Origin of the sequence: Vallitalea maricola (genome assembly GCF_036985595.1) — a bacterium.
Classification (GTDB): Bacteria; Bacillota; Clostridia; order Lachnospirales; family Vallitaleaceae; genus Vallitalea; species Vallitalea maricola.
Genome location: NZ_BTPU01000097.1, coordinates 1 through 20,156 on the forward strand (window position 1 = coordinate 1; position 20,156 = coordinate 20,156).

Annotated in this window: 17 protein-coding genes, 1 tRNA gene and 1 other annotated feature (1 of these 19 running past the window's edge); of the genes, 2 read left to right on the forward strand and 16 right to left on the reverse strand. The window is 30.6% G+C overall.

What is annotated here, in order from left to right; translation table 11 throughout:
• Positions 1–60 precede the first annotated feature (60 nt).
• The 3 genes from groL to AACQ14_RS21915 all read right to left on the reverse strand — a co-directional run bounded on the left by groL (position 61) and on the right by AACQ14_RS21915 (position 3,253).
• Positions 61–1,689, reverse strand: coding sequence for a chaperonin GroEL (gene groL, locus AACQ14_RS21905; protein WP_339365700.1), 1,629 nt, complete (start codon positions 1,687–1,689; stop codon positions 61–63).
• A 51-nt stretch (positions 1,690–1,740) separates the two neighbouring features.
• Entirely contained in the window at positions 1,741–2,025 is a 285-nt protein-coding gene (gene groES / locus AACQ14_RS21910; protein ID WP_113674600.1) for a co-chaperone GroES, read from the reverse strand.
• A gap of 349 nt (positions 2,026–2,374) precedes the next feature.
• Positions 2,375–3,253, reverse strand: coding sequence for a DNA-3-methyladenine glycosylase family protein (locus AACQ14_RS21915; RefSeq protein WP_339365701.1), 879 nt, complete (start codon positions 3,251–3,253; stop codon positions 2,375–2,377).
• 213 nt (positions 3,254–3,466) lie between these two features.
• Between AACQ14_RS21915 and AACQ14_RS21920 the strand changes: the two genes are divergently transcribed.
• Positions 3,467–4,192: a DUF6062 family protein gene (locus AACQ14_RS21920; RefSeq protein WP_339365702.1), complete on the forward strand. Its 726-nt coding sequence runs from the start codon at positions 3,467–3,469 to the stop codon at positions 4,190–4,192.
• A 146-nt stretch (positions 4,193–4,338) separates the two neighbouring features.
• Here the strand turns inward: AACQ14_RS21920 and AACQ14_RS21925 are convergent, their stop codons facing one another.
• From AACQ14_RS21925 to AACQ14_RS21940, 4 genes are all read right to left on the reverse strand, one after another.
• Positions 4,339–5,208, reverse strand: a complete 870-nt coding sequence (locus AACQ14_RS21925) for a DUF2225 domain-containing protein (RefSeq protein WP_339365703.1) — start codon at positions 5,206–5,208, stop codon at positions 4,339–4,341.
• 490 nt (positions 5,209–5,698) lie between these two features.
• Positions 5,699–6,829: a DHHW family protein gene (locus tag AACQ14_RS21930; RefSeq protein ID WP_339365704.1), complete on the reverse strand. Its 1,131-nt coding sequence runs from the start codon at positions 6,827–6,829 to the stop codon at positions 5,699–5,701.
• Positions 6,830–6,853: 24 nt separating this feature from the next.
• On the reverse strand, positions 6,854–8,266 hold the full coding sequence (locus tag AACQ14_RS21935; protein ID WP_339365705.1) for an MBOAT family O-acyltransferase: 1,413 nt from the start codon (positions 8,264–8,266) through the stop codon (positions 6,854–6,856).
• 145 nt (positions 8,267–8,411) lie between these two features.
• A complete protein-coding gene (locus AACQ14_RS21940; RefSeq protein ID WP_339365706.1) occupies positions 8,412–9,020 on the reverse strand; it encodes a DUF4358 domain-containing protein in 609 nt (202 codons plus the stop codon).
• A gap of 237 nt (positions 9,021–9,257) precedes the next feature.
• Between AACQ14_RS21940 and AACQ14_RS21945 the strand changes: the two genes are divergently transcribed.
• Complete coding sequence (locus tag AACQ14_RS21945) at positions 9,258–10,238, forward strand: copper amine oxidase N-terminal domain-containing protein (RefSeq protein WP_339365707.1); 981 nt, start codon at positions 9,258–9,260, stop codon at positions 10,236–10,238.
• Between the two features lie 133 nt (positions 10,239–10,371).
• On the opposite strand, the gene AACQ14_RS21950 is transcribed toward AACQ14_RS21945, so the two are convergent.
• The 9 genes from AACQ14_RS21950 to epsC form a co-directional block, all read right to left on the reverse strand.
• Positions 10,372–10,444: transfer RNA gene (locus AACQ14_RS21950), tRNA-Thr, on the reverse strand.
• A gap of 45 nt (positions 10,445–10,489) precedes the next feature.
• Positions 10,490–11,131, reverse strand: coding sequence for an RNA polymerase sporulation sigma factor SigH (sigH, locus tag AACQ14_RS21955; protein ID WP_339365708.1), 642 nt, complete (start codon positions 11,129–11,131; stop codon positions 10,490–10,492).
• 17 nt (positions 11,132–11,148) lie between these two features.
• Entirely contained in the window at positions 11,149–11,661 is a 513-nt protein-coding gene (locus AACQ14_RS21960; protein WP_113674591.1) for an NYN domain-containing protein, read from the reverse strand.
• Positions 11,662–11,754: 93 nt separating this feature from the next.
• Positions 11,755–14,958: a discoidin domain-containing protein gene (locus tag AACQ14_RS21965; RefSeq protein ID WP_339365709.1), complete on the reverse strand. Its 3,204-nt coding sequence runs from the start codon at positions 14,956–14,958 to the stop codon at positions 11,755–11,757.
• Between the two features lie 128 nt (positions 14,959–15,086).
• Entirely contained in the window at positions 15,087–15,830 is a 744-nt protein-coding gene (rlmB, locus tag AACQ14_RS21970; RefSeq protein WP_339365710.1) for a 23S rRNA (guanosine(2251)-2'-O)-methyltransferase RlmB, read from the reverse strand.
• Positions 15,831–15,846: 16 nt separating this feature from the next.
• A complete protein-coding gene (locus tag AACQ14_RS21975; RefSeq protein WP_339365711.1) occupies positions 15,847–17,448 on the reverse strand; it encodes a putative polysaccharide biosynthesis protein in 1,602 nt (533 codons plus the stop codon).
• Complete coding sequence (locus AACQ14_RS21980) at positions 17,448–17,861, reverse strand: Mini-ribonuclease 3 (RefSeq protein ID WP_423248004.1); 414 nt, start codon at positions 17,859–17,861, stop codon at positions 17,448–17,450. Before AACQ14_RS21980 ends, AACQ14_RS21975 begins: the two co-directional genes overlap by 1 nt.
• Positions 17,862–17,891: 30 nt before the next feature.
• Positions 17,892–19,295, reverse strand: a complete 1,404-nt coding sequence (cysS, locus tag AACQ14_RS21985; protein WP_339365713.1) for a cysteine--tRNA ligase — start codon at positions 19,293–19,295, stop codon at positions 17,892–17,894.
• A gap of 31 nt (positions 19,296–19,326) precedes the next feature.
• Positions 19,327–20,013: a serine O-acetyltransferase EpsC gene (gene epsC, locus AACQ14_RS21990; RefSeq protein WP_339365714.1), complete on the reverse strand. Its 687-nt coding sequence runs from the start codon at positions 20,011–20,013 to the stop codon at positions 19,327–19,329.
• A 123-nt stretch (positions 20,014–20,136) separates the two neighbouring features.
• Positions 20,137–20,156: a binding site (T-box leader), on the reverse strand; it runs 200 nt beyond the window's last position.

The window sequence follows — 20,156 nt, forward strand, 5'->3', positions numbered from 1 at the left end:
TAAAATCACAAAAGCCATCAGAGTTAACTGATGGCATTCGCACAATAATTATTTATTTAATTACATCATGCCCATTCCTGGAGCTCCACCGCCCATTGGCATTGCTGGTTCATCTTCTTTTATATCTGCAACAACTGATTCTGTTGTAAGTAGAGTTGAAGCTACTGAAGTAGCATTTTGAAGAGCACTTCTAGTTACTTTTGTTGGGTCAATGATACCTGTTGCAACCATATCAACATATTCTTCAGTTAGAGCATTGAATCCAATATTATCATCTGCTTCTTTTACTTTATTTACAACTACAGATCCTTCAAGTCCTGCATTAGTAACAATTTGACGAAGTGGAGATTCTAGTGCTTTAAGGATAATATTGATACCTGTCTTTTCATCACCTTCAGCATTATCTAATAATTTAGCAACTTCTTTTGAAGCGTGGATATAAGAAGTTCCACCACCTGCAACGATACCTTCTTCTACTGCTGCTCTTGTAGCTGCTAAAGCATCTTCCATACGTAATTTCTTTTCTTGCATTTCTGTTTCTGTTGCTGCTCCAACTTTAATTACAGCAACTCCACCAGCCATCTTAGCTAATCTTTCTTGTAATTTCTCTTTATCAAACTCAGAAGTTGTTTCTTCTATTTGAGCTCTGATTTGGCTAACTCTAGCATTAATATCTTCTTTAGCGCCATCACCATCTACGATTATAGTGTTTTCTTTTTGAACTTTAACAGATTTTGCTTTACCAAGCATCTCAATTGTAGTTTCTTTAAGATCAAGACCTACTTCTTCTGAAATAACAGTACCACCTGTTAAGATTGCTATATCTTGAAGCATTGCTTTTCTTCTATCGCCAAAACCAGGAGCTTTAACAGCTACAACACTGAATGTTCCTCTTAAACGGTTAAGAACTAATGTAGCTAATGCTTCGCCTTCTACATCTTCGGCGATGATTAATAACTTAGATCCTGATTGGATTATTTGCTCAAGAATAGGTAATATCTCTTGAATATTACTGATTTTCTTATCTGTAATTAAGATATATGGATTATCTAAATCAGCAACCATCTTATCCATATCTGTTGCCATATAAGGTGATAAGTAACCTCTATCAAATTGCATACCTTCAACTAATTCAAGTTCAGTTTCCATTGTTTTTGATTCTTCAATCGTGATAACTCCATCATTAGAAACTTTTTCCATTGCATCAGCAATTAATTGTCCTACTTCTTCATCACCAGCTGAAATTGCAGCAACTTTTGCAATTTGGTCTTTACCAGTTAATGCACTGCTCATTTCTTTGATAGCTTCAACTGTTTTCTTAGTAGCTTCTTTCATACCTCTTCTAAGAATAATAGGATTAGCTCCTGCTGCTATATTCTTGATTCCTTCTTGAATCATTGATTGTGCTAATACTGTAGCAGTAGTAGTTCCATCACCTGCAACATCATTAGTTTTAGTGGCAACTTCTTTAACAAGTTGTGCACCCATGTTTTCAAAAGCATCTTCTAATTCAATTTCTTTTGCTATTGTAACACCATCATTAGTAATAAGTGGTGTACCGAATTTTTTATCTAAAACAACATTTCTTCCTTTTGGTCCTAGTGTTACTTTTACTGTATCTGCTAATTGGTTAACTCCTGCTTCTAAAGCAGTTCTTGCATTTGCACCAAATTTAATTTCTTTAGCCATTATGTAGCCCTCCTTGTTTTCTTTGTTTTTATTTTTATTTCAATTCAATGATTATTCAACTATTGCTAATATATCACTTTGCTTAACAATGATATACTCATTATCTTCTAGTTTAACTTCTGTACCAGCATATTTTGAATAGATAATCTTATCTCCTACTTTAACTTCCATCTTAACTTCTTTTCCTTCAACCATTCCACCTGGTCCTACAGCAACTACTTCTGCTTCTTGTGGCTTTTCTTTTGCTCCAGTAGGTAATACGATACCTGATTTAGTTACTTGTTCAGCCTCTAATTGTTTAATTACTACTCTGTCTCCTAAAGGTACTAATTTCATGTTTATTTACCTCCTTATAATTATCTTTCATATTTTCTTTTTCTGTTGTTAGCACTCTCTTCAATCGAGTGCTAATCTCAAGGTATATATTATTAAAATAGGCAATTAATTGCAAATGTTTATTTTAACCATTTTCATCCATTATATAATGTTAACTCTTCTTACCTTTCGCATACTCTTGTTTTCTTCAATTTGCTCCTATTTTCGTTATATTATAGTTTAGATTCATATATTCCTTGATTATAATAGCATGGGATATATTTATTTTATTTTTGTATTATAGTTTATAATTTGTTTATAGCTAATATATATTTTCACCATTAGTACTAAGGTTTATACAACTTGATTATCATTTTTTGCCAATCTTGAAATCCCTGGCATAATAAAATAGGAATTGCTGTGCAAATCCTGCTAAAGTTCCATAATGTTCTACCGCAAATTCATGTATAGCTTTTATTTTTGTATCCTTATTAAAATAATAATGCTCCATTATTCTTTTAACCCAAACATCAGTAGGGAATACTTCGTATCTCTTAGCTCCAAAGAGTAATACACAATCTGCTACTTTTGGGCCAACCCCTTTGATTTTCATCAACTCATTCTTTGCTTCTTCAATTTCCATGGAAGCTAAGCTAACCAAATCTACTTCCTTATTGATAACTTTTCTACACGCATCAACAATATATGGTGCTCTAAAACCAACTTTCAGATCTCTTAGGTCTTGTTCACTTGCAGCTGATAGTTGTTCTATAGTAGGAAAAGAATAGTATTTAACATTATCTTCTTCCCCAATGTAAGTACCGTATTTTTTAGAGAGCTCTTCTATTAATATTTTAATATGTGTAATGTTTTTATTTTGAGATATGATAAATGAGATAAGAGTTTCCCATGTATCCTGTTGTAAAATTCTTATACCACCTTTTTCTGAAACTGCCTTATGTAAATGTTCATCTATGTTACTAAGTACTTTCTTAATATTTCCATAATCTCTCCCCAAGTCAAAATAATTTGTCCATATTGTATCAAAATCATTTGTGTTTGTATTATGGAAAATGATTTTATTATCTCCTTGAGTGACTCTTAATATCTTGTCATAAGCAATTAACAGATAATCTTTATCCGATTGTTTATAGAATCTAAAACATTGACCACATTCTAAGATATGTTCAATATCAAAATCAATATAATCATTAACTAGTATATTATTATTTTCTACAATATATTCCATTATTTACCCTCCTAAGATAATCTATATATATTGAACTTAAACTTCTAACACCCATTTCAATAAGTTCAATATATTTCCTTAATTCAAATTATATATCTAATAAACTCTATCACTTATCCCTTATTTATGCTATACTCAATATATTCCATATGCTTATAAAGAAGTTCCAGCTTCTATATCATAGAATATATTATAAAACAAGTGGGTGTAAAAATGAAAGAAAAAATATATACAATTCCTGTAATCGATTCATTTAAAGAAGAAGGTGAATGTCCTTTTTGCAATATGTACAAGACTCTAGAGGAAAATACAATCCAATTTGTACTAGGTCCATCTTATATGGAAACAGATGTAAGGGAAAAAACTAATAATCTTGGATTTTGCAAAGAACATTTAACTAAAATGTACACTAACAAAAACAGATTAGGTCTTGCTCTTATGCTTAACAGTCATCTTGATAATTTACAAAAAGAAGTTGAAAGTCTTATTTCATCTGGCAATCCAAAATCAAAGAAAAAGCTATTCTCCAAAAATGATAAAAGTGATACAAAACTATTTACCTATCTAAAAGAAAAGGAATCAAGTTGTTACATATGCGATAGAATAGAATCTACCTTTCAGAAATATACTGATACGTTTTTCTATCTACTAAAAAAAGATAAATCTTTTATTGATTTACTCAAATCAAGTAAAGGATTCTGCCTAAACCATTTTGCATTACTTTATAATGAAGCACCAAAATATCTAAATGATTCTCAGCTTGAATCATTCATTGATATCATTGTATCTGTTGAAATTGATAATCTTAACCGTTTAAAAGAAGACTTAGATTGGTTTATTCAAAAAAATGATTACAGATTTGCAGATGAACCTTGGAAAAATTCTAAAGACGCTCTAATAAGGACTATGTTAAAAATAAACAGCCTCAATGTTAATTGATTCAACTATCTTAAAGTATTCTTGGATATATAGTTATAAAACTTTGGAAGATAGACTAGCTTTAGCCATTCATAGCTTTTAACCTTGTCTATCTTCCTTGATATTAACGTAAAATATATAATCCTATTTAATTTTCATATTTAAATTTAATCATCAATTTCAATATTATTTCTAGCATTTATCCTTTTCTGTTGTTTAACAAGATTTTTAATATTTCTAGCTTTATCTTTTAATCTTTCATTAGCTGTTTTTGATACTATCACTTTTGATACCCATTTAGTTGATTCATCCAATTTTCCTAATTTTCTAGCTAAATCACCAATTAAATACATTACTGTCATTTCCTGCATACCACATACTGGAAAGTCTTCATTTTCATATGTATTAATAAATCCTTCATATGCCTTTTCTATAAAAATCATTTCATATTTATGGTTTTCTTCTATCAATTCATGAGAAGGATTCTCATTTTGTAATAACTCCTCAGAATAACATCTGTATAGCCAAGCAATCTTAAGACATATATAAGCTTTTTCACTTGCTTTCACTTTTTTCACTACGGCATTCAGTAAAGCTAATTTGTACCTTTCAATAGCTACTTCGTATGTATATTCATCTGGATATTCTCTTCCTCTATAGGTGTTGGATATTTGTTTTTTAATCCAATCTGCTTGTGTGCCTGTTATTTTTTTAAAAAATTTACTTAGAGCTGCATACCCACAGCAATTACAAAGGATGACATCATACATATAAGGAGTAATAATATCATATTTAGGTCTTAGATCAGTATCAATAGACAATAATTTAGCTTTACCTGCTCTTACCGTTCTAGTAATAAATTTTTCACCACAAACGGGACATAATACTTTCCTATCATAAAGTAAATCTTTTGCTGAAATTTTAGACATTTTTTTTATTTTCATTTCCGCTCTCTTCTTCTTTTCATCTTCAAATATATCCATTGCTTTAATATTGTTAAATCCTAATTTCTCTAGTCCAGAAAATATATCACTCATAAAATTACACCTTTTCTATTGTGGTATATTAGAATCAATTGAGTATTTCTTATGTATAATCTTTTATTAAGATATGTTTTAATTATAATCATAAGAAAAAATACATTGCGAAATGTAATATTATATTTATTGTTCTACCTATTTTTTCCTATTATTAGTATATAATATCATAATATGTAAAAATTTCATAGACCTAGACATAATAATTTAATAGTATTTTAGAAAAAAAATATAAATAAATAAAATATTGTCTATTTATAAGGACTATCAATCAATCTGATACTAGCTTCTTGTGAATCTATTCTAATCTTACAACCTAAAGGTAATATTATTACCATAATATTCTGCATATTGAATCAAAGTTTCTTTTACTAACCAATTTTATAACCATGAAACCATTTTCCATAAGACATATATAAAACCTCCTATAAATGTGATTAGAAATATATTATCACTTTATAAGAGGTTCTACACCTGTATATATTATAAGTTATTTTATGTTTAAGATATTTAAACTAGTCTCTTTAGAAAAATTAAGTATATCATATAAAAATAGTGTTTCAGTTATATTGTTTTCACTGATGTAATCATATATATTCATTTTAGAAAATCTTAGATCCAAAATATGAATCTCTTCATAATGATTGACCAAGAAAGGTATTAAACAATGGGCATAGGAATTCTTGAAAATCATAAGCTTTCTACCATTAGAAACATCTGATTTTATAGTAACTATAGGATGGTTACCATCCAGGAAATATGAATATTTATCTTTTGTAACCAAATGTTTCTCTTCATATAAAGAATTAGAAGATTTGTTCTCACTTACATAATCAACTTGAACATTAGTATTATCAATAGGTGTAAAAACTTCTATATAATCAGGTTTAACATGATAGTTGTTAGCCTTAGAATATAATGTTCCATAGAATTCTTCTGTTACAATCTTAGAATGAAATTCATTTAAAGGAATAGGTGTTATACCCATCTCTTTTGCTAATACTTCATAGGCATAATAAGCACCTCTCATTGTCCAATGATGATCTGTTCTAAAGTATAGATACTCGTTATTTTTATCTTTGAGAGATTGATATACATCCACAAAATCTACATTCAACAGATTGTTATTCATTCTATTAATAGTCAATAGTTCATCATATGGTGTTGCAAAAGGTGGTAATCTACTCTCATTTACCTTAATCGAAGTTGGTGGAAATAATACATATGTTTTCATGTCTTTCAATTTACTTGCATAATAATTAATATTAGCGATATTTCTATCTATAATCTCTTCTTTGGGTTTATTAAAATCCTCTAATAAATAATCATCCTTACCAAAGAAAACATCATTATTGTCTTGCTTCAAAAGTAGCCTTTCACTATCTGATTTCAATCCAACCCAGAAATCCCTAAATATGAATTGATCAGTTACATAGTCTTCAAATCTTTGAGTAAATCGACCATTTTTTATAGATTTCCATGTTAAAGAAGGCTTTTTAGCAAGTATTCTGTTTTCAGCTTCTGAAAAATGTTTATCTTCTGTAACAAGATTCAATACATTGATTGTCACTACAAATACAATAAACATTACTATAATAATTATACTTGACTTTCTATTCACTACTGTCCACCTCCTGTAAGTTCATCAAAATCTAAAGTATAAAAATGGATTGTATGTTGAATCCACTAAGTAAGCAGTTGATATAAAAAGAATTAAAAATAATATACTTGGTACTACTATAGTCTGCAATTTTGAATTGGCATTCCCTTTAACTTGCATTTCATATTTCTTTTTAATGATAGGTGTTGATAAAAAAATTAGTGTAATAAACAATATCAGGTTAGTATACAAATAATATACAAATTGATTATTCAATATAGGAACACCACCCAAACCAAACATTATCTTTAAATATTGTATACTGTCAGTCAAATTATCAAAGGAAAATAGAACCCATCCAATTAATATTAACAGCAAAGCATATACATGTCTTATCGGTTTCCATAATCTATTAATAAACTTTAGTAGGAATGCTTTTTCTAGAGCAATTATCAAACCAAAATATAATCCCCATAATACAAAATTCCAACTGGCTCCATGCCATAAACCTGTTAAAAACCAAACAACAAATAGATTCCTGTATACTTTCAATTTACTTACCCTATTACCACCAATAGGTATATATACATAATCCCTGAACCAGCTGCCTAGAGATATATGCCACCTTCTCCAAAATTCAGTAATACTAGTTGATATATATGGATAATTAAAGTTCTCTAGGAAATCAAAACCAAACATCTTACCTAGTCCAATTGCCATATCCGAATACCCGCTGAAATCAAAATATATCTGAAATCCAAAAGCAATTATACCTAGCCAAGCAGTCAAGATAGTCAAGTCATCAAAACCAGTATTTTGAACTTGGTTCCACAATAAGCCAATGTTATTGGCTAATAGAACTTTTTTTCCTAGACCTAATATAAAACGTTCCAATCCTGCTGCAAACTTATCTACAGTTTCTTTACGATTGTTAATCTGATCGGCTATTGTTTGATACCTTACAATAGGTCCTGCTATTAGCTGGGGAAATAATGTAACATAAGTTGCAAGTGCGATAGGATTCTTCTGTACAGGAGCTTGTCTACGATAAACATCTATAGTATATGACATTGTTTGGAATGTATAAAAAGAAATACCTATAGGAAGAGGGAGATTCAATTCACTAAGAGTAGTACCAAATATATTATTTATATTCAGTATCATAAAATCAGCATATTTAAAAAACCCTAGTAAACTCAAATTGATAATTACAGATGATAAAACTACTAATTTTGCCTTCTTATCTTGCTCTCTAAACTTTTCAATTAACATACCATGAGTATAATCGACTATGGATGAAAATATCATAAGTATAATATAAATAGGTTCACCCCAAGCATAGAACACAAGACTAACTACTAGCAAAATAACATTTCTGATTTTTCTAGGAGCTAAAAAATATAATAATAAAGTTATTGGTAAAAATATAAATAAACAAACTAAACTGCTGAATACCATATGTTCTCTCCTATTAAGCCAATTTGTTAAAATTAAGGGACTACCCCTAATTCATTTTATATTACGCCTTAATGAGATAAACTCTATCTTACTAATGCCTAAAGTATTAAAATGCATCAAGAAAGCAGTCCCTTCTATTCTACTATTATTTTAATAAGTTATCAAAAATTTCTTCTATTTTTTCTGGATTATCATATGTTACATATAATAAGTATTTGCCATTAGTTTTGATAATATTATTTTTAACTTTTTCATATTGATCTGGTAAATATTGTTCCCATACACCTACTTGAGATTCTTTTACTGATTCTAGTACTGCTTGCAAATCACTTACTTTTGACTCTTCTGATGCCTTTAAAATAATTATCTGATTAGAATTAACATTAATCATTGGTGCAACCAATCTACCTTGTTCTATATCGTCTTTATTAATATCAATTGCTACCATAGGATTTTCTTCTTCTACCTTAAGATCTCCATCAATATATCCAGGTATAACTCCTTCTTCAGTGAAATCTTCTTCTGATCTACCCTGTTCAATCATATCATTCTTTATTTGCTCTTTAATTGCAGCAGCAATATCATCTATTGAAACATTAACTTCTTCTTCCTCTTTATCACCATCGCCATTGTTATCTCCTGAATCAGGATTTTCAATATTGCTTCCATTATCTTTGCCCACATCTTTACTACATCCTGCAAATACTACTGACATTGCCATTATTATTGTTATTATCGCTATTATTTTCTTCATTTTATTTACCTCCGTATAATTGTTTGTGTCATTTTTTATATAGTTAATAAGTTATAATTTTTGTTTTATCAATTCCTCCCTTATTTATTATTCCTTTATTAAACGAACTAACCCAAAAAAATGTTCCAATAAAATATAAATAATTTTTATTGAATATTTATTACAAAATATGGAACTTTTAAAAATTTAGTTCGTCTAATAAACGTACAAACAATGAAAAGAAGGGAAGATTATAATATGAAATACAAAAAAAATTATGTTGCATTGGCTTTGGCAGGAGTATTGACACTAGGAACAGGAATGACTTCACAAGCTATGACAGATCAAAAAATAATTTGCTATAATAATGAGGTGACACTGGAAAAACCTGTTCTAATTAATACTAATATAGGAGTAGAAGGATTATCATATCAAAAAGATGGTTATTTAATGTTACCACTTAGACTTACATGTGAAAGATTAGGCTATGATTTAAAATGGAATAGCAAGACACGTTCTGTAGAGGTTTCAAAAGATAATATATGGACATCTATATCAATAGGTAAAGATTTATATTTCAAAGGTAAAGTAGCTCCATTTCCACTAGGTATGGCTCCTGAAATAGTAAATGATTCAACTTATGTACCTGTAGAATTCTTTGAAGAAATATTTAACCAAGACGCTTTTGATATTTTTGAAAGAAATAAAGTAGATGGTAATGTGAGTAACATTCTAGAAACAAAAAATGGTCATATGATTACTGTTAAATATGGAGAAAACAGTATAATATTCCTTGTTAACAAAGATACTAAAATCGTTGATCCATCAACTGAAAAAGAAGTAAATGTTGAAGATATAAAAGAAGAAGACAGATTAGTAGTTTTACATGATTCAAAAATGACTAGGTCCTTACCTCCTCAAACATATGCTTATAGAATAAATGTAATGAAAACCGATCAAGCAGAAGAAACTAAAGTAGAAGGAAAAGTATCTGAAATAAAAGAAACTAAAAATGGTCATATGATTACTGTAGGATATGGAGAAGATGAAACTATTATCTTCCATATAAACGAAGAAACAAAAATAACTAATCAATCAACTGGAAAAAAAGCAAGTATAAAAGATATAGCTAAAGGAGATAAATTGCTTGTAAAACATAGTAATATTATGACTGCATCAATACCACCTCAAACAACTGCTTTTGAAATTGAAATTTGTTCATCAGATAATACTAAATAATAAACATATAAAATAAAAGGGGCTTTTATATCAATATAAAAATAGACTCAGTTTAGATCATGCAGTTTCTAAACTGAGTCTATTTCATTATATATACGTCTAAATATAAAGCCCTAATACAGGGCAAAAAAAAAGCTGAAGAGCAGACTTGAACTGCCGACTTCTTGCTTACCATGCAAGTACTCTACCTACTGAGTTACTCCAGCATACTGACTAATTTTATAACAAGTTATAAATTTTGTCAAGTATTATTATACTCCCTTTTCAACTAAAATAAGTTCAACTTTTTTCTTTATTCTCTGCAATGCATTATCTATTGATTTTACTGGTCTTTTTAGATTTACAGCAATCTCAACATAGCTTTTTCCATATATATAACTTTGCAAAACTTCTTTTTCCAGTTTACTAAGTCTCTCATTGAGTTCATGCTCAATAATGCTTAGATTCTCTTGTCCTATCAATAAATCTTCTGGATTGATTATTTTTCTAGAAGGCATCTTATCTATTAAAGTGGTTTTATCATTCTCTTCTTCATAAGAAGGTTTGTTCAATGATATATATGAATTCAATGGAAGATGTTTTTGTCTTGTTGATGCTTTTACAGCTGATATAATTTGTCTTGTTACGCATAAATCTGCAAAAGAATAAAAGGACGCAGTTTTTTCTTCTTTAAAATCACGAATTGCTTTAAAGAGTCCAATCATGCCTTCTTGAATAATATCATCTCTACTAGCACCTATCAAAAAATATGACTTCGCTTTTTTTTCAACTAAAATTTTGTACTTGTTCATTAAATAATCAAGTGCTTCATTATCCCCATCTCTCACTAATTCCACAAGTTGTTCATCTGAATACGTAACATATGAATCGTCGTACCAAGTAGCATAATCCAACTACATCAACCCCTCTATCATTTTCTACGCATCTTTTCCATCCACTCTAAAACTTTAGGGTCTAGGTGACCTTCTAAACGATTATTATCAATTTGAACTTTTTCAATGAAATTCTTACGAATATCACTTTCTATCATATTAACTTCATTATGTAATTCCCTAGCTGATATACGACTTGCACCTTTTCCTAGTATTATAGTTTGTTCGAGACCATCTGATGTAGCAACTCTTACTCGATAATCTCTGCCTATTGAATGAGCAACTTTTTCAATATAATGATCCGCTGTCTCAACTTCCTTTGTAAATACTACATCTATATTATTATATTTCTCTATATTCCTAGTTCCTTTTACTCTATGTGCGTCAAATACAACTATGACTTCAATTTTTTTATATCCCTGATAATTGGACATTATATCCAGTAATTTTTTTCTGGCAATTTCTAAGCTTTCTTCTTCTACTGCTTTTTTTAGCTTGTCCCAAGCATAAATAATATTGTAACCATCTACTAATAGAAATTCTCGTGTCAAAACATATCCGCCTTCCTTTAATTTGAAAGCATATTTAAGTATACTATATAATTTCTAGTTTGTAAATGTAATTACAATATTATTTCATGGCAATCATTTGAAAACTTTAAAATCTCTAATACTGGCCCACGCATTTTTTTCTAGACCAGTTATTGTAATTTTAACATAACGTACATCGTTACTTACAAAATCATCTTTCTGTATTTGATCACTAATGCTATTATCTGTTTTGTCAACTACAGTAATCCAATTATTCTTATCTGATGATATTTCAACCTTATATTTATAAACAGTATCACTTTTTTCCCAAGTTACCTCTGTCCCCTGAATATTGTAGGTATCTCCTAAATCAATTGTACACCAATGATTAGCATCCCAATCATTAGCACACCATCTTGTGTCAAAGCTATCATCATTTATATAATAAACTCTATTACCTGACTGCTCACTATCCGATGAGACAAATCTATTAAAGGCTATGTTCTCCCCTTCTTCAGGTATAACGCCATTACCATTGTCTGTTATTGGTACTACAGGCTCTGTCATATCTACAACAGAAAGACTGATATTTGATTCTATGAGTCCATCAGAAGTTGCTTTACAGGTTATTGTACCAGTTTCATTTAAAATAGTCTTAACAAAGAATCCCCCTTTGCCATCTTCCAATATAAAAGGTGATTCACCGAGAAAAGTTCCTGCTCCTGTCACCTGAAACTCTACTAAATTATTCGATAAAGGTACTATTTGATCATATTCATCCAGTGCCGTAACTGTCACCCTTGTCATATCACTACCATCTGCTATCAAGGTATAATCATCAGCCTTCAATAATAATTTTACAGGTTGACCTGGAGTATGTCTAACATGGCTAGCAACCACTTCTCCATTGATTCGTGCCTCTGCTCTTATTTCACCAGAAACGTAGTCTATATCCTTAAATTCAAATAGGGGATGGTTCAAGCTGGTATATAGATTTGGTTGCTTAATTCCCTGGGAAATACCATTGACAAACAATTCTACTTCATCACAATTACTGGCTACAGTTACTGTTGCTGGTGAATTTTCTTTCCAATAGTTAGCTATATATACTACAGGACCATAATGTTCTCTACTCTGTTGAGAAAGATAAAAATAGGCTACATGCTTAGGCATCCTGAACATATCAAAGGCACCATGATATCTAATATTATTATTGCTATAGGAATCTGCAAGAGGTGTATTATAATCAAATGCACACCATCCCAAAGCACCTGATACATTTTCTCTCATTTGAGCTTCATTCTGTACCTTAGCATGTCTTAATAGATTCTCTAGCAATCTGTCTTCGTTATCAAAAGACTTAACTGGAAACTTGTGTCCTTCATATTCGGTAACTAGCCAAGGTAATACTCTAGGTTCTTTTATTCCTTCAGTAAAATCATTATACCCAAATAAGTCTTCATAAAAAGCACTAAGATAATTAGCAACGAATCGAGAACCAGTTGTTGGTCTTGTAGGATCTAGTGAACGAGCTTTTGCATTAGTATTCTTGTAAAAACTATTATCATCAATAGATTCATTAATTCTCACTGCCCAAGCAATAATACTTGGATGATTTCTATCCCTTACTATCATCTCTTCAATATTGTCTAAAACAATATCTTTCCAGCTGGATAATCCTATATTGAACCAGCCTGGAGTCTCCTCCAGAACCAATAGACCTATTTCATCACACCTTTTCAAAAATTCAGGATCTTGTGGGTAATGAGAACATCTAACGATATTACATCCCATTTCATATTTTATGATATCCGCATCTCTAGCTTGAAGTCTATTAGCCGCAGCTCTTCCTATATATGGAAAAGTCTCATGTCTATTAGTACCTCTTAGCTTCATATATTCTCCATTAATATAAAACTTCCCATCATTCTTGTTGAAATTTATCCACCTAAGTCCTGTCTTGGTTATATATTCATCTACATAATCCGTATCATCAATCAAAACTCTAGTATATACCTTATATAGATTAGGGTCATCAGGATGCCATAAATCAGGTTCTAGGATTCTTGTAGTAAAATTATTGAACTCATGAGTTGAACCAGCCTCTATAGTATGACTGCTTTCCCCTATAGCTACTATATAATTATCTGCATCTACTATATTGGAAATAACTTTACATTGTTTTGGAACCATACTTTTATTATTGACTTTGGTCGTTGCTGCAACCATAACACTATCATCTTCTAAAGGTACTGTTCGAAGAAATGTCCAATCAACATATACTGGGTCTGTAATAATCATATTTACATCACGATAAATCCCACCAAACAAGAAAAAATCCACATCAATAAGTCCTTCTGGTGGTATATCCTTTCTCTCTGTAGAATCTACTCTTACAGCAATTACATTATCCACATTACCATAATCAATATAATCTGTTATATCATATGTAAAAGAAGTATAAGCACCTTTGTGTTCACCTACAAAACTTCCGTTAACATAAACTTCAGCTACTGTTGATACTCCTTGGAATTCTATTAGAACCCTTCGTTCCCTATATTCTTCAGGTACATTAAAATGTCTTCTATACCAAGAAATAAATTGGACTTGTGATATGTCTAGATCAAAATGCTTATTAAGTAATTTATTACAATGAGGTAGACAAACATCTGTAAATCTTGATTCATCACAAGTAATGGATTTATAGTTTTCATTATCTTGATTGGAATATAACCAATTTGTATTGAAATTTAGAAAAGAGCGATTAGAATTTACATTAGAATATGGTGTTGATTCTATAGGCTCTGAGAACTTATTAGTCCCAAAAACTTTGAAATCATAAAAACTTGCCCAACAACCATTTTCAGTTTCAGTAATAGTTATTCGTACATATCTTATACTATCAATATTAAAATCATTAGTTTGAATTTGCTTAGAAATAGTATTGTTGGTTTCATCTGCTACCATCAACCAATTAATATCATCAGGTGATACTTCTATCTTGTATTTATAGACTTTATTGAATTCCCATTTGATACTGCATCCATTAAGGGTATGACTTGCACCCAAGTCTACCTTCCACCAGTGTCCCCATTTCCCATCACTGGCACTCCAGCGAGTGGACTCGTCACCATCATTGCCTTTGTCTGCTGTTCTTCCTGATATGGGCTGCCAGCTATCTGCTGTAGCTGTTTTACCTTGAGCCACATCATTGTTCTCAACTGCAAATGCGTTATTTGACATGAAAATAACTGTCAAAAAGATTATAGATACTAAGACTACTCCATTAAGTTTATAAAACTTCTTCAACTTATTCATACCTATTCTTCCTCTCTTATTTTTATAGAATCTAGTTATACACTTAGTCAATTCTAGTCTATAATAATTAGAAAATAAGTATTATTAGAGTTAGTAATAGTATCCCAGGGGTTATAGTTTAGTCCATTCTAGTTATAATCTCTTTGCCTTAGGGCTTCATAAGTTAGTATTCCTGCTGCCACTGAAGCATTAAGAGAAGTTATCTCACCTTTCATTGGTACCTTAACTATAAAGTCACATTTTTCTTTTACATTCCTGGATACTCCTTCGCCTTCGTTACCAATTACTATAGCAAGAGAACCCTTCAAATCAACATTATACATAAGTTCTCCATCCATATCAGCACAAGCTATCCAAAAACCCTCTTTCTTTAGTTCATCAATAGTTCTAGCAACATTGGTTACTCTAGCTACTCTAGTATGCTCTATAGCACCAGCTGATGTTTTAGCAACAGTAGCTGTCAATCCTACCGCTCTTCTTTTAGGTATTATCACTCCGTGAACTCCCGCAATATTAGCAGTTCTTAGTATAGCTCCTAGATTATGGGGATCTTCTATGCTATCAAGTATCAATATAAAAGGTGCTTCACCTTTATCATTAGCATATTTTATCATATCTTTTACATCTACATAATCATATGCTGCGGCATAAGCTATGACTCCTTGGTGCTTTTTAGTTACCGAAATATCATTTAATTTATCTTTACTTACAAAATTCACGATGATGTTCTTTTTTCTAGCCTCAGAGACAATCTTTTTAATTGGTCCATCATGTTTCCCATCTATAATAAAAATCTTATCTATACTTCTATCAGCTTTTAATGCTTCTGTTACAGCATTTCTTCCTTCTAGAATCAATTCCGTATTATCCATTACTATTCCTCTCTTGTCATTTAATAAGTTTCATATTTTTTAGTTTTCGTGTTATTTTTTCATTGTTAGGTATAAATGCAAAATCTTCTTCCTGCAAAGTTCTAGTCAATATAAGCATAATTACATATATAATCATCCCAGATATAATTGCTAGAAGGGTTGATATTGTATTACTGTTAATAAGCTTATACATACCATGAAAAATTACATAAACACCTAATCCCATAATTCCTGCTGATAATATGGGCTTAATAATTATCTTGATAACATTAAGTTTCAGTTTAGTTTCTCTCTTTATCATCAAATAATTCAATAGGACGTATACAACATAATAGCATATTGAGCCTATGATTGCTCCTTTTAATTGTAGATCACTTGCTACTAGAGAATAGTTTATTATAATTTTTATAACTACACTTATTACAAGGGATGCTAATGGGAAAAAATATTTACCCATTCCTTGTAGTATACCTGCTAATGCCTGTCCTAAGATTATAAATATTAAGCAGACAGCATATAACATAAGATATTCATATCCTGCAGAAGTTGGATATAATAATTCCATTATGGGTTCAGCCAGTAAAAAGAGACCCACTGCTGCTGGTAAAGCAAGTAAAAGAGCAAATCTGATTGCTAATTTTATCTTAGCTACTAAATCAGCAGTATTATTCTTAGCTACAGCAACTGATACTGCAGGAACAATACTAATCATAAGAGCTAAACTTATTGTCAAAGGTACATTGACTATGGTAAAAGCATTACCCATTTGTCCATACATATCAACAGCTTGTTGCTTGTCAATAAATATTGCACCTAACCTTTTATATATAGTACTTGAATCTATTAAATTCATTAAAGAATACGCAGCCGAAACAATTGTAATAGGTATAGCAATCACAATGAGCTTTTTGGCAACTTCACCAAATTTTATATGATTCTTCCTTGCTGTTGCCATCACTTGTTTATTTATATCTTTTCTTTTCCTAATATAATACAAGATAATAAATAATGTGGATACTAAAAATCCAAGGGATGTTCCAAGTGCAGCTCCACCAACTGAATATGGTACACTATGATTCATTTGTATTAACATGTAAGTAATACCTATACCTAATATCACTTTTGTTATATTTTCTATTATCTGAGTCATAGCAGTAGGTACCATTATCTGCATACCTTGAAAATATCCTTTGAAAGCTCCTGTGATAGATATAAATATTGGCGATACAGCTAGTCCAAATATTACGTATCTAGATTCACTTGGCCAATCGCCCATATTAATAATCTGATCCACACCAAGTACCATGAACAATGATATAAATGCACCGAATATGCTAATTATTATCATTGAATATTTGTAAATATAATGTGCATTATAATAATCTTCCTTAGCTATTTTCTCTGATGTAAGTTTTGACAGGGCATTGGGTATTCCTACTAAAGATGCCGAAACCAATAATGAATATAATGGATATACAGTAGTATAATAGCCAATCCCTTCTGTTCCAACTAAGTAAGCTAAAGGAATTCTATATAGAGCGCTGAATATCTTTGCGATCAAACCTGCAAGTGAAAGAATCATTGCCCCTTTTACAAATGTTTTCGTTTGTGTAGTCATTATTTTACTCCTCTAACAATCAATTCAATGATTCTTTTGAATCTATTCTCTAAATATAGAAAACCAATTAATGCTTCAAGCCCAGTTGCAACTCTGTAGTCAATCAAATCAGCATTCTTGGGTACTGTACCCGACTTAGCATTTCTTCCTCTTTTATATATGTTAAATTCTTCCTCAGTCAACATGTCTTCGATTTCTCTAAACATTTTTGCTTGAGCTGACGCTTTTACATAATTACTTGTTTTTTTATGGAGTCTATTAACAGGTGAATTACCCTCTGCTATAACTTTTGATTTGATTATCAAATCATATACACTATCTCCAATATATGCAAGAACTAAAGGTGAATATTGCTTAGTATTTACGTCTTTTATATTAAGACTATCTTTAAAGTAGTCAATAAAATCTTGCATCAATTCCATTCCTTTCTCATAAGTAACCTATTATCCTCTATGCCAACGTACACCTTCACGTGTATCTTCAAGGATAATACCTTTGTCTTTTAAATCATCTCTTATTTTATCCGCTAATGCGAAATCTCTATCTTTACGAGCCTGTTGTCTTTTTTCAATTAGATCATTTATTTCCTCATCTAGTAGAATTTTCTTTTTCTTACTTACTATTCCTAGTATACCACATAGTTCGTCAATTAGTATAATAATATCTTCAATAAATTTATTAGAAGAATCTGAATCAGTATTTTTATTAGCGAATTTGACTAATTCAAATATAGCTGATATAGCATCTGCAGTATTGAAGTCATCCTCCATAGCAGTTTCGAATTTTGTTTTATATTTTTCTAATTCTTTTTCTTCATTCAACATGGATTCTTTTTCATTATAATCATCTTGTTGTGCATTCTTTAATAAATGCTCTAGATTATCTCTACTTGTTTGAATTCTTTCAAGTCCGTTAGCTGCAGCTTGTATTAGATCCCTACTGAAATTGATAGGACTTCTATAATGAACATTTAACATAAAGAATCTTATAACATCATAAGAAAATTCATCAACTATTTCTCTTACTGTAAAGAAATTACCTAGAGACTTTGACATTTTCTTATTATCTACATTGACAAATCTATTGTGCATCCAGTATTTAGAGAATTGCTTATCATTAACAGCTTCACTTTGTGCTATTTCATTTTCATGGTGTGGGAAAACAAGGTCTTCTCCACCAGCATGAATATCTATACTATCACCAAGATATTTTTTAGCCATTACTGAACACTCTATGTGCCATCCAGGTCTACCTTCACCCCAAGGTGATTTCCATGCAGGCTCTCCTTCTTTTTTGGGCTTCCATAAAACAAAGTCCATTGGATTTCTCTTTTCTGTATCAACAGCAATTCTAGCTCCTGCTTCCAAATCCTCTTGATTCTTATTAGATAACTTACCATATGGTTTGAATTTTTTTGTTTCAAAATAAACACTGCCATTAACTTCGTAAGCATAACCTTTTTCAATAAGCTGTTCAATCACCTTAATCATACCATCTATTTCTTCAGTTGCTTTTGGATAAATAGTGGCTGGTTTAACATTCAATCCCTCTGAATCAATTAAGAATTCTTTCATATATTTACTTGATATCTCCCTATAATCTACCCCTTCTTCATTGGCTTTCTTTATTATTTTATCATCAATATCAGTAAAATTAGATACGAATGTAACCTCATAATTTTTGTACTCTAAGTATTTCCTAACTGTATCAAACACTATTAATGGTCTAGCATTACCTATATGAATATAGTTATATACTGTTGGACCACAAACATACATTTTTACCTTACCTTCCTCTATGGATTCAAACGCCTCTTTTTTGTTAGTTAAAGTATTATATATCTTCATTTTATCCTTTCCTTTCTTTATTTAATATGTTTTATCTGCTAAATTTTTCACGGTTAAATAATTTGAAGTAATCTTCCGGTGGTATTGATGCTACCTTTTGTTCTAATCGTTCTATTCTTGTTAACAATTTGCACATTTCCATTCTAACAGGGTCTGGCAGATGTGTTTGGTCAAGAGTATCGCAAGGAGATACTTTTTCATTGTTTCTGCGAACAACCCTTGCAGGTATACCAACAACAGTACAGTTCGGCGGCACTTCATTAAGTACAACTGACCCTGCTCCTATTCTACAGTTGTCACCAATTTTGAATGAACCTAATACCTTAGCCCCTGCACTTATCATAACATTGTTCCCAATAGTTGGATGTCTCTTGCCATGTTCTTTTCCTGTTCCACCTAATGTAACTCCTTGATATATTGTTACATTATCGCCAATCTCACAAGTTTCACCTATGACCACTCCATGTCCATGGTCTATGAATAGATTTTTTCCAATTGTGGCTCCCGGGTGAATTTCTATTCCCGTTTTTCTTGCCGCTCTTTGAGAAACCCACCTAGCTAAAAAATAGTGTTTTTTTCTAAAAAGTGAATGAGCTAATCTGTAACTCATTATAGCTTTGAAACTACCATAAAGAAACACTTCTGATGTAGATTTTATAGCTGGATCTCTATCTTTAATTACATTTATCTCTTGTTTGATATATTTTATCAATCCCATATTATCACACTCCTTGTTGTACATATTAAGTCAAATGACTCAGTAACGTAACGAAATCAAAGAAACTTCTTAAATAAAGTTTTTCAATAATTTTGTAATAAAAAAACTCCATCTCTTAATTAAATAAGAGACGAAGTTATTCC

Coding starts and splice junctions, on each gene's coding strand:
- groL (WP_339365700.1), bottom strand. CDS start 1,689: ATGGCTAAAGAAATTAAATTTGGTGCAAATGCAAGAACTGCTTTAGAA.
- groES (WP_113674600.1), bottom strand. CDS start 2,025: ATGAAATTAGTACCTTTAGGAGACAGAGTAGTAATTAAACAATTAGAG.
- AACQ14_RS21915 (WP_339365701.1), bottom strand. CDS start 3,253: ATGGAATATATTGTAGAAAATAATAATATACTAGTTAATGATTATATT.
- AACQ14_RS21920 (WP_339365702.1), top strand. CDS start 3,467: ATGAAAGAAAAAATATATACAATTCCTGTAATCGATTCATTTAAAGAA.
- AACQ14_RS21925 (WP_339365703.1), bottom strand. CDS start 5,208: ATGAGTGATATATTTTCTGGACTAGAGAAATTAGGATTTAACAATATT.
- AACQ14_RS21935 (WP_339365705.1), bottom strand. CDS start 8,266: ATGGTATTCAGCAGTTTAGTTTGTTTATTTATATTTTTACCAATAACT.
- AACQ14_RS21940 (WP_339365706.1), bottom strand. CDS start 9,020: ATGAAGAAAATAATAGCGATAATAACAATAATAATGGCAATGTCAGTA.
- AACQ14_RS21945 (WP_339365707.1), top strand. CDS start 9,258: ATGAAATACAAAAAAAATTATGTTGCATTGGCTTTGGCAGGAGTATTG.
- AACQ14_RS21965 (WP_339365709.1), bottom strand. CDS start 14,958: ATGAATAAGTTGAAGAAGTTTTATAAACTTAATGGAGTAGTCTTAGTA.
- rlmB (WP_339365710.1), bottom strand. CDS start 15,830: ATGGATAATACGGAATTGATTCTAGAAGGAAGAAATGCTGTAACAGAA.
- AACQ14_RS21975 (WP_339365711.1), bottom strand. CDS start 17,448: ATGACTACACAAACGAAAACATTTGTAAAAGGGGCAATGATTCTTTCA.
- AACQ14_RS21980 (WP_423248004.1), bottom strand. CDS start 17,861: ATGCAAGATTTTATTGACTACTTTAAAGATAGTCTTAATATAAAAGAC.
- cysS (WP_339365713.1), bottom strand. CDS start 19,295: ATGAAGATATATAATACTTTAACTAACAAAAAAGAGGCGTTTGAATCC.
- epsC (WP_339365714.1), bottom strand. CDS start 20,013: ATGGGATTGATAAAATATATCAAACAAGAGATAAATGTAATTAAAGAT.